The 10089-nt window shown below is 37.9% G+C and carries 11 protein-coding genes; 6 read left to right on the top strand and 5 right to left on the bottom strand.

The genetic code is table 11. The features are described from left to right. Positions 1-24: 24 nt before the first annotated feature. On the bottom strand, positions 25-216 hold the full coding sequence (locus tag E4K68_RS19205) for a hypothetical protein (protein WP_135380570.1): 192 nt from the start codon (positions 214-216) through the stop codon (positions 25-27). Positions 217-731: 515 nt separating this feature from the next. Between E4K68_RS19205 and E4K68_RS19210 the strand changes: the two genes are divergently transcribed. Genes E4K68_RS19210 through E4K68_RS19220 form a run of 3 tightly spaced genes read left to right on the top strand, consistent with a single transcriptional unit; the run spans position 732 to position 2363 of the window. Then, a complete protein-coding gene (locus E4K68_RS19210) occupies positions 732-1658 on the top strand; it encodes an ABC transporter ATP-binding protein (protein ID WP_135380572.1) in 927 nt (308 codons plus the stop codon). Between the two features lies 1 nt (position 1659). After that, complete coding sequence (locus tag E4K68_RS19215) at positions 1660-2064, top strand: hypothetical protein (RefSeq protein ID WP_135380573.1); 405 nt, start codon at positions 1660-1662, stop codon at positions 2062-2064. Between the two features lie 20 nt (positions 2065-2084). Then, positions 2085-2363, top strand: a complete 279-nt coding sequence (locus E4K68_RS19220) for a hypothetical protein (RefSeq protein WP_135380575.1) — start codon at positions 2085-2087, stop codon at positions 2361-2363. Between the two features lie 714 nt (positions 2364-3077). Here the strand turns inward: E4K68_RS19220 and E4K68_RS19225 are convergent. Continuing rightward, the gene (locus E4K68_RS19225; protein WP_135380577.1) at positions 3078-3311 is read right to left on the bottom strand and encodes a hypothetical protein; all 234 of its coding nucleotides are present in this window, start codon (positions 3309-3311) and stop codon (positions 3078-3080) included. Between the two features lie 225 nt (positions 3312-3536). Between E4K68_RS19225 and E4K68_RS19230 the strand changes: the two genes are divergently transcribed. The 3 genes from E4K68_RS19230 to E4K68_RS19240 all read left to right on the top strand — a co-directional run bounded on the left by E4K68_RS19230 (position 3537) and on the right by E4K68_RS19240 (position 5639). After that, positions 3537-3740, top strand: a complete 204-nt coding sequence (locus E4K68_RS19230; RefSeq protein WP_135380587.1) for a helix-turn-helix transcriptional regulator — start codon at positions 3537-3539, stop codon at positions 3738-3740. Next, positions 3737-4174, top strand: a complete 438-nt coding sequence (locus E4K68_RS19235) for a hypothetical protein (RefSeq protein WP_135380579.1) — start codon at positions 3737-3739, stop codon at positions 4172-4174. Before E4K68_RS19230 ends, E4K68_RS19235 begins: the two co-directional genes overlap by 4 nt. Positions 4175-5111: 937 nt before the next feature. Further along, positions 5112-5639, top strand: a complete 528-nt coding sequence (locus E4K68_RS19240; protein ID WP_282433014.1) for a CBO0543 family protein — start codon at positions 5112-5114, stop codon at positions 5637-5639. Between the two features lie 117 nt (positions 5640-5756). Here the strand turns inward: E4K68_RS19240 and E4K68_RS19245 are convergent, their stop codons facing one another. From E4K68_RS19245 to E4K68_RS19255, 3 genes are all read right to left on the bottom strand, one after another. Next, the gene (locus E4K68_RS19245) at positions 5757-6644 is read right to left on the bottom strand and encodes an IS3 family transposase (RefSeq protein WP_243450456.1); all 888 of its coding nucleotides are present in this window, start codon (positions 6642-6644) and stop codon (positions 5757-5759) included. After that, positions 6598-6936, bottom strand: a complete 339-nt coding sequence (locus E4K68_RS21245; protein ID WP_243450457.1) for a transposase — start codon at positions 6934-6936, stop codon at positions 6598-6600. The genes E4K68_RS19245 and E4K68_RS21245 overlap by 47 nt, the downstream gene beginning before the upstream one ends. Before the next feature lie 1320 nt (positions 6937-8256). Beyond that, positions 8257-8592, bottom strand: coding sequence for a hypothetical protein (locus E4K68_RS19255; RefSeq protein WP_135380583.1), 336 nt, complete (start codon positions 8590-8592; stop codon positions 8257-8259). Between the last annotated feature and the right edge of the window lie 1497 nt (positions 8593-10089).

The following is a 10089-nucleotide window of genomic DNA, read 5'->3' on the forward strand; positions in this document are numbered from 1 at the left end:
AAAAATAATTGTACTATAAGCGGGTTAGAAATATGCTGCATGCTCAAGCTCAACACTATAATCCATACAATATCTAAAATTATTTGCTTGATATCCTCTATCTCCTTTACCAAATATGTATGGGTTATATTTGCCGTTATTAAACAACCAAGTTTGCTGAATGATAAAATAAGCACATGCAATAAATATAACTGCGATATAAAAATATTCAGACATAATCTCCCTCACATTTCTTCATATTAAATACAGATACGTTACAACATAAGAAAAATGCGTAGGATTATTTCGACCTTAACCCCTGAACACTATGATAAGAATTGAGTATTAGTTATTGATTTTTATTAGATATATAATTTCTTATTATATTGTAAATAGTGATAAATACCCCAGTAAATATTATAGCTTCTAAAAATGGAATTTCTACAAAAAAATATAAAGCCAAAGTACATAGAATGATAAATATTACAAATGTAATAAGTTCTCTTTTTAAGAATTGCATATAAGCACTCCTTTCCCTAGAGACGTAAACAAATTGATTGATTGTGACGCTTTTTAAGAATAATGTGTAGTTATTACCACCAAGAGCATTTTGTTGACTTGGATTGTGGGTAACAAAGGTTATATTTTAGAGAATAACCATTAAATGTAATTCATTAATATTGATGAAAGGGGAATTTATACTTAAAGAGTAGAATTGTGTTTTAGCGATTCAAAATGAAGGAGTAAAATTCATGGATAGTCAAGCAGTAGAATGTCACGGATTGTCGCGGCTTTTTGGTGCGCGGACGGCGGTTTCAGGGCTTGAATTCAACGTTCCTCGCGGCAGTGTATTCGGATTTCTTGGACCTAATGGAGCTGGAAAAACCACCACTGTCCGAATGATGGTAGGCATGCTTCGGCCGTCAGCGGGCTCCATTCGGGTACTAGGGCTTGATCCAATTTCCCAGGGCGAATTGGTTCGTTCTCGATGTGGAGTTATGTTGGACAATGTAGGCCTTTATGATCGGCTCACTGCTCTTCAAAATCTCAATTTCGCAGCTCGGATTGCACGTCTTACTGAAGATGAGAAGCGACAGCGAGTCGAGGAAGCGTTTCATCGTGTTGATTTATGGGATCGGCGCAACGATCGTGTTTCAGGTTTCAGCAAAGGCATGCGCCAAAAGCTGGGTTTGGCGCGGGCGCTTATCGCTGAGCCTGAAATGCTAATCTTGGACGAACCGACGGCGGGACTAGACCCAGCAAGTATCGTAATGGTGCGAGAATTGCTTGTGACCTTGGCGCAGGAGTCGGGGCATACCATCTTTCTCTGCACACATCTTTTGGCCGAAGCACAACGTATTTGCGATAGTGTGGCTATTATTCAAAATGGGCACCTTGTGGCCATAGGGAATCCGAATAAGCTTGGTAATCAAGGAATCCCTAATTTCCGATTAACGTTATCAGGGTGTGATCCTGATAAAATCGGAAAATTGGTACTGCCGAGAGACGCCCAGTTAAGCCCACTGGGCGGGAATGAATGGCGGGTGGCTGTTGCAGACCCTACAGTCATTGAAACTATTGTTGCAACTTTAGTTGATGCTCATATAGGGGTTAGAGCTGTGATTCCTGAACAAGTTTCGTTAGAAGAAGAATATTTACGCTTGGTTGGAGGAGAATGAAATGAATGATCTGATCACTGTAATATGGAAAGAGATCGCCGAGTTGTACGGTAGTATACGTACTTTGCGGATTTTTGCAATATCAATTTTAGCCACAAGTATTCTACCTGCACTTTCGTTTGCTCATAAAAGTAGTTCACCTGAGGTCGCGAATTTACGGGTAGTTTACGCTATATTCGCAGGTGTAATAGTGGTTGCCCAAACAGCACCTGATCTGGTTTTACACGAACGTATCGGACATACATTGGATTATCTTTTGACTACTCGACTTTCGGACCGTGCAATTTTTGGTGCCAAGGTACTCGTCGCATTTGCAGTTGGTTACTTTGCCGCTTTGTTAGCACTTGTCATACAGCTAGTCGCCGCAGCCTTTCTTGGCGGAACGGGTGGCAATGGTTATTCCTAGCTTCCCCTGTAGGTCGAGTTGTGGCATTTGGCATTACTGCTGAACTCCTTCTGTACGTAGCAGTGATTGGTACATATGTGGCTCTGCGGATTGGTGAGCAGCGGGCAGCGTACATGGCTACTATATTTGCGGTGATACTATTAACGGTGCCCTTTCTAGCTGGCTGGCTTCCTTTTTCGTTTACGATGCAGTGGGTGACTCGAACTGCTATCATATTTGGTGTCTTTGTCATCGTGTTAGGTTTTCTTGGTTTGAGATTGTTCCGTCGCGATATGCTGGTCCTATATCTACAGGAATAGATAATGCAAATCTGAGTATCAGGATCAGGATTTACCCGTTACGGTTTATACTGTTGCAGAAACGACACGCATTACAGCCGACTACATTCGGGGTACATAAAGGGAAGGGGTAAAATACGGCCACATCCCCAAACTTGGGAAGGGATTGGTATTCATAGCAAAGTTAACTGGACCACTACCCTTAATCATAAATGATTCCACTACAGAAGTTTTCATTGACTCGGAACTAAATATAACAGGAACCATAGCTAATCTTGGTGCTCGGTTCATGAGAACTAAAGTAGAATGTGTAAAAGTGTAAAGTCTCTACTAATTAAAAATAACTTTCAACAATTAGAAATAGAAAGTGTACCCTTAATAGGAAAAGGGCACAGGAATATTGTGCCTCAAGCATATATAGTCTCTATATTTACTTGGTATTTCCGCAAAACAAGTCCCTCTTCTTATGATCCCGAAATTACAAACGTGTAATGTAATCTATCTTTCGTACCGTTAAATTCATTGAAATAATGGTAATTCTTACTTTCTACGAATGCCGCCCAAACCGCTTTTCAAAGGTGGGGTGGCATTTTATACTGATGAGTTTAAGAACAATGGGCAACTCACATATCCGGATATATCAAGCACTTAATCTTCTATTTTTGTGTTAAATGATTACTTTGACGTATAGACTCGAATCTTCATTGCGCGGTCGTAAGCCTCATTGCTCCGCGACTACAAGCTGGAGGTCCAGAGGGCATGGCAACCTCGTGTCCGCACCAGCGAACATTTCCAAGCAGCAACTAGAATAGGTTGAGTACCAACGACAGTACTAAGGTCCATTGATGCGCCTGTACGTTCGTAAATATACTCAAGGGCGTCATTCACCTTAAGAGTTGTGCAATTATTAGCTTGCACAAACTTAAGAAGGCCGTTATATATACATCGACGTGGGTTGATGTATGACATAGGAATTCCTGCTAGACATAGCCAGCCTTCTTTTGTTGGTAAAATCCATGGTGCCATGCACGGCACATAAGAACATATTGTTATTATCACAATATGTTCTTATGTGCTGTACCTAGCTCCATATATTTTTTTCGCAAAAACGGAAAGTATGCTTTACATTTGTGCTACCAGGAGGTATGCTGTTTATGGAAAGTGCACTTTCCGTAAATGAAAGGAAGTGATGCCATGAAGAACCGGCTGGAAGAAATCCGTAAACAGCGTGGAATACGGCAAGAAGAACTTGCCGCTGCTTTAGAGGTTTCTCGGCAAACAATAGGCTCTTTAGAAAATGGACGATATAATCCGTCAATCCAATTGGCCTTTAAGATTGCCAGACACTTTGGTATGAGCATTGAAGAAATCTTTCTTTACGAGGAGGAACAAAATTGAAACAGTATAAGGTTGATCGATATTTTTTTTTATCTGTGGTCGGGTTTGCTATTTTTGCTGCGGGATTGGTAATGATAAAGTTATTGCATGAGGTAGATGGTATACTTAGAACGCTTCCGTACCTATGCGTAGGTGTAGGTCTGAGTATTTTCAGCGGTAATTTTGGCACAGTGATAAATAACATAATAATGATGAAAAATCCACAAGCTGCAAAGCAAATGGAAATCCAGCAGAAAGATGAACGCAACCAGTCTATCAGTAATAAGGCAAAGGCGCGAGCTTATGATTTGATGATAATTGTGTATTTCGCTATATTACTTGCCTTTTCACTAATGCATGTCGATATGTATGTGCTCCTTACGCTTGCGGCGGCATATTTATTTTCCCTCATTACCAATTCTTATTATCGCGTCAAGTACCATAAGAAAATGTAAAACTGAATTATACCACCCAAGCCGCTGCTCTTTTTCGGCGGCGATGTCCTCTCCGAAACAATACCTTTTCTCTTAAACTCGTGATGTTGTCTTCGATAGCTTTGGGACGAGGGTACCGTGCTTCGTTCTCGACCAACTACTGAATCATCGACTATAAAAACATGGACTCGATGTGCGGAGTTTCGTTTTTATTCATACGCCAACCGCATTGTGATCAACTTCCGCTAATCCTACGAATGCCGTCCACCTACATAGAGGTTGGACGGCATACTAATACTGGGTTTAAGAATAATGGGCAGTTGTTCTATGTGGTATAATTTTCGAAGTGGCGCATTCGTAGGATATTGTGCAACTATGCCTAAAAAGGGGGCAACATTGATATGAATTACATTTTAAATATCATAATCGCTTTTGTAATAATTACAATGATTATAAAGATTCTTATGAATGTAATAAATCATTTTGGCATAGATTTCGTTGGATTCATTGAAGATATATGGAAGAAATTCCGAAAATAGATTTTTATTTTGATTACCTTCGTTATGTGTTAACACGTTGTTGATTAGATGAGTATGTAGCATCATTCGTATTATGCTTTGTATAGCCTGCAATGCCATCCTCCGATTATCCTACGGATACCGTCCACCTACATAGAGGTTGGACGGTATTTCTACTACAGGGAATAAGAATAATGGGAGTTTAATGAAACAGGCGCGAATGTCTATTATGAGACGTTGGTAAACGCAGTTACACCTTATCACTTTAAATTCCGCGTCTAAGAAATAGAAACGCAGCTTTGGGGAATAATATATTAAATATGTTAAGGGGGCTTTACTTTGCACCACATCAAGAACATACTAAATATTTCTTTTTATGGTAGTGAATTTATATTATAGGTGCATGGATGAAATACATTGAGGTGAAGTAATTGATTAATATGTTAATACGAATTGTATCCGTTTCTATGTTTTTAGTAAGTGCATATAAATGGGGAGACAGGAAGAATTGGAAAAAATACTATCCCACTATGTGTTTTTTTGGTATGGCGGATTTAATTTATGTTACTGTTTTTAATGATAAGCCTTTGTGGGATTTTCCAACTAATTTTTTAGCAAACTCTCTTGATGAACTGCTATTAATATTTGGTTGTTTCTTTCCCACCACATTAGTATTCTTATCCCATTATCCTAAAAAACTATTTAGTCAAATTGCTTACAATAGTATGTGGATAGGAATTTATATATCTTTAGAACTTGTTAACTTAATGTTAGGGACAGTAAAGTATTACAATGGGTGGAATATTTGGTGGTCACTTTTACATAATACTATCCAATTCCCATTAATTGCTCTGCATCATAGGAATCCTATACTTGCATGGACTATAGCACTTATTTATCTTGTGGTTACAATGAAAATATTAAATGTTCCTTTTATTGTAAGTCAATGTATAGTGGCTCGGATGTAAAGACAAAAGAAATCAAAAAGACAATGTACCAGATATTGCCTATCGGTAATGTTCCTTTTGCTAGAGCAAAATATTGAACCATGTGCTAAATATTACCTACCGCCTAATGATGTAGTCCTACGCACTCATTTGTAGTAAAGCGGGGTAATACATATGTGCTGGAGTTTCGTAATTCAAAGCTGAGTGCAATTTCACAAAGTTGTATTTGTGGATAAACTCGGCAATTTGTTTCCTTGCATCCTTGATATGTTCATAATCCTTAAGGTAGACTTCATCATATTTGAGTGTCCTAAACCAGCGTTCTATGGGAATGTTGTCAGCCCATCTGCCTTTACCGTCCATGCTAATTTTACTCTTGTTATTGATGACAAAATCAATATATTCATGGCTTGTAAATTGGCTGCCCTGATCGGAATTTAATATCTCTGGTGTGGCAACAGCATAGGCCATCTTTAAGGCCCGGATAACCATTCGTGTTGATAGCGTGTCATCCAGCTCCCAGCCAACGATGCACTTGCTATGCCAATCAATGATAGCGGTTAAGTAAATGAATCCACGTCTTAGCTTGATGTAGGTAACATCGATCGACCAGGCCTGATTTGCTCGGCTGATGACAGCGTTACGTAGCAGATAAGGGTAGATTCTATGCCCCTTTGCGGGCTTGGATAGGTTTGGTCTCGGATAAATTGCCTCAATGCCCATCTCTTGCATATACTTCCTTGTTTTGAGCCTACCAGTCTTAATGCCTTGTTTTTGCAATGTCTTGGATAGTTGCCTTGAGCCCCAAGATGGGCTTTCGGTGTGGATTGCATCAATTTTATGCTTGACCATTATTTCAAAGTCAGAAGGCTCTTTTGGCGCGTAATACACGCTTGTCCGGTTGACGTCTAAAAACCCTGCAATGGTGGACAAGGGTAGCGGTTTCTCGTTATTTTCAATGTTCTTATGATCCTTGATTTCAGCCTTTTGGGCGTGGAGTAAACCGACTCTTCCAGTCAGGTCCAAGAATTTCTTCAGATTTTTTTTTGAGCCAATCGACTTGCGTAGTCAATTGACCAACTTTTTTATATAAGCTATCGTTTTCCCGCTCCTGATCCTTAACTTTTTCCTGCAACACCTTGTCTTTTTTGTTATCAAATACATTGGCTGCATTAGCCAAAAATTCATTTTTCCAGTTCCGCAGCTGGTTAGGCGCTATTTCATGGGCACTGGCGATTTGGTTTAGTTCCTTTTCGCCTCGCAATACCTCTAAAACTATCTCCGCCTTAAATTCTGCGCTAAATACTCTTTTCTTCATCAATAATAAACCTGCTTTCTTTAGTGGTTTTATTATATCAGGTTCATTATCTTTTCAAGAAATCTTGTCGAGTTTTCCTAGGCCATTATAATGATTATTAAATAGCAAAAGAGATAGTTTGTAAAGGATTACACATCTTTTATTATGTATCGAAGGATAATGACCTGTCCCTTATTTTTAAATATTATGCAGTATTGCGGAATGCACCAAAAAAGAATTGCAGAATACAGTCGAATGGCCAAGTGAGAGTCATTCTTCTTATTAGGCGCAGTATATCCTGAATATGAATAACTTCCCATTATCCTACAAATTGGAACTTATTGTATGCATATTCCGACTTCTAATTTAGACATCCGTCAGATAAAAGTAAAAATTAATCCCCACAGATGAGTTTCCTGTGGGGATCAGTCATTAAAATATGTATTTTAGGGAAGCATAAATTTTCCAAATGGAAAATTTATAGGTATTGCCACACAATTGTATCAATTATTGAGTGTATGTATGGTGGAGGCGAACCGTTCACTTTTGAAACCACAATCAGTAGGGAACAACTTAGGGCCTTATTCCAAGTCCATTCTCAATTTCTTCTGCCCCAAACCATTGTTGGTCATTTGGATGAACCCTGATCGTTTTCGGCGTTCTTAACCATTTTCCCTTTCTGGCAGATTACTTTATGCTAAGCGAAACTGAGTAGATTAGTTTTAATATTGCATTTAGGAAATCCTCAGTGCAGGCCCCTTAACTCTATATCTTCGATAACCTTAAATCGAAGAAAAAACATCTCCTGAATATACTCGTCAATGTCATCTTCAGTTGTTACTGATGAAATATGTTTCCTAGTCTTTTTTTGACCGAGAAGGGCTCTTCTAAAGCCGGATTCTCCTTTACCATTCAAATGAGCGTCATATACTCTATCCCTTAAATCTCCTGTTTTACCAACATAAACACACTCATCATCTTGGTTGGTAAACAGATATACTCCACCCTTCTTCGGGAAATCAAATCTGAAGAACTAAGATGTAGCTAATGCCCATAACTGGAAGTTCCAACAAATCTAGGTTAAAGTATAAAAGTAGGATAATTGGAAGTTCACTTAATGGGAGTTTAGCGAACGTAGAAAAACTCCGGATGAACATCCTGTTATTTGAGGCATGGATTATAATGTTCTGTGAATTCCCGACGCGTCCGAACCGCTTGCATCATCCTCTAGTGTCGGGAATTCGCCGTTATGAGAAGTGGTCAGCTCCTTGAGCGACGACGTGAATATGATAAATTTTCAGAGATTAGACAATAGCCATTTATCTTCTTAATATTTATAATTTATTCTATATCAATGTTCTTTTTACTTAACCTGCTGAGTAACTCTTTAACTAAAAATATTAGCGGCACGACTGTTCCAATTATCATCTGAGGTAATATAAACCAATAAAACGGCATTGACCAATCATTATGAAAATATAGTTTCCATTTTGCTTGGAAAGTTATTTCAGATGTTATTTTCATTACTTGAGATACTAGAAGTGAAAACCAAATTAATGAATTAACAAATGGCATAATAAACTTAAACACCTTACCCACTAATTCGCTATTATAGAAAAAAATCCAAACCCCTATGCTTAATCCGTAAGATAATAGTATCCCTACAAGTAAAAACATTCTTTCAACCCCACTCCTTATTTAGTAAGTCCCCCTAAACACTCCGTAAGGGTTAGCTCTACACATAGTTTGCAATATTAATCTGCAGTTAGACAATGTATAATAATTACTCGCTTACTTCGATTACATTTTTGAGTTTGTAAAAGATTTAAATCCAAATTGTAAAAAAGATAGTTAAAACAATAAATAGAAATGAGTTCAGTTACTCTTAACAAGATTTCAACAACTCTCTTGAAATACCTGCCATAAATACCAAAAAAGTATGTCCTTCTTTCGAGAGCATTCTTTATGTTCTGAAAGAAGGACATATTTGAAGTGCTTCATTTGAACTTCCAGTTATTCTTATTTTCGTACAGCGGCTTCTTGCAAAATGAACTTCACAAAATCCACATTTTGTATATGGTTACCATCGCAGCGAGCATAAATCGAAAATTGCCCCTTTGGTGGTATCCTCTTAAGTGAGCGTTGGGTGCCATTTTGGTACCCTATGAAGTAAGCGAATCCACACATTTTGCCAAGTTAATTCAAAATCACTTCAATTTTCATAAAAATTCACAGTAAATACAATTTTATATTCACTGTGATAACCCTCGCGATTATTAGTGTGATTTGTGAGGAAATTGGTGGTGGGTTGGGCCCCGAAACCCTTGAAAACATCGAATCAAGGGCTAATGTGATTTTCACAAAATTAGCCCTTGATTTTATAGTTATTTATAGTGCAGTTATTAACTTTGCACCTCATAATGGAACCCGTTATAAAGAAAGATAAGGGGTTCAGTTTTGGAGTGGAAAATTCATTTTAGCACCCATTTCAGCAGGAAATTAGCATAAAAATATCATGAATTAAACCACTGGAGACCTTGCAAATAGCGTTCTACAAAACATTCTTCATTGCTTATATTCACCCTCTCCATTACCGTTGAATATTTAATGCTTTGAACAATTTGATGTCGTTACGATTAGTCTTATCGTTCCCAGTAAGCTTGTGCCGGTTATTATTCAGGTTAGATGAAAGTGTCGGAGTTAATCCAAAAGTTATCAGAGGTATGAGGATCAAATGGTTCAGATTCAAGAACCAATAACTCCCAAACAAATCACCTTAGACACAAAAATAGCACTACCTCGAAAGGAGTAGTGCTATTTTTGTACAACGAATAAGTTTAAGGTCATAACGAAATTCCTCTGGTAGATAATGGCTACATTTAATTTACCAAGAACAACTGTAATCATCAAAGAATATTAGCAAATTTCTAGCAACATTTTAGCAGATTTTTAGCATAGTAAATCGCATATTATTAGCAAATTTTTTTCGTATAAATAATTACGATGCGACTTTTTCCTTCAGACAAAGCTTTTTATACACTTTAAAATACACCCATATTGCATTTATTAATAACAAGGCGCTGGTAATAAAGTAATTGTCAAAACCTATGCACTTGAGTAAAGAAAAAGCCCAACCCAAAGGTTGGACATGAATTCCTATTTTTTAGTTTTGTA

This window comes from Desulfosporosinus sp. Sb-LF, assembly GCF_004766055.1.
Lineage (GTDB): Bacteria > Bacillota > Desulfitobacteriia > Desulfitobacteriales > Desulfitobacteriaceae > Desulfosporosinus.

Excerpts from the sequence above, each read along its gene's own strand:
- E4K68_RS19205 (WP_135380570.1), bottom strand. The coding sequence starts at position 216 with ATGTCTGAATATTTTTATATCGCAGTTATATTTATTGCATGTGCTTAT.
- E4K68_RS19225 (WP_135380577.1), bottom strand. The coding sequence starts at position 3,311 with ATGTCATACATCAACCCACGTCGATGTATATATAACGGCCTTCTTAAG.
- E4K68_RS19240 (WP_282433014.1), top strand. The coding sequence starts at position 5,112 with ATGTTAATACGAATTGTATCCGTTTCTATGTTTTTAGTAAGTGCATAT.
- E4K68_RS21245 (WP_243450457.1), bottom strand. The coding sequence starts at position 6,936 with ATGAAGAAAAGAGTATTTAGCGCAGAATTTAAGGCGGAGATAGTTTTA.
- E4K68_RS19255 (WP_135380583.1), bottom strand. The coding sequence starts at position 8,592 with ATGTTTTTACTTGTAGGGATACTATTATCTTACGGATTAAGCATAGGG.
- E4K68_RS19215 (WP_135380573.1), top strand. The coding sequence starts at position 1,660 with ATGAATGATCTGATCACTGTAATATGGAAAGAGATCGCCGAGTTGTAC.
- E4K68_RS19210 (WP_135380572.1), top strand. The coding sequence starts at position 732 with ATGGATAGTCAAGCAGTAGAATGTCACGGATTGTCGCGGCTTTTTGGT.
- E4K68_RS19230 (WP_135380587.1), top strand. The coding sequence starts at position 3,537 with ATGAAGAACCGGCTGGAAGAAATCCGTAAACAGCGTGGAATACGGCAA.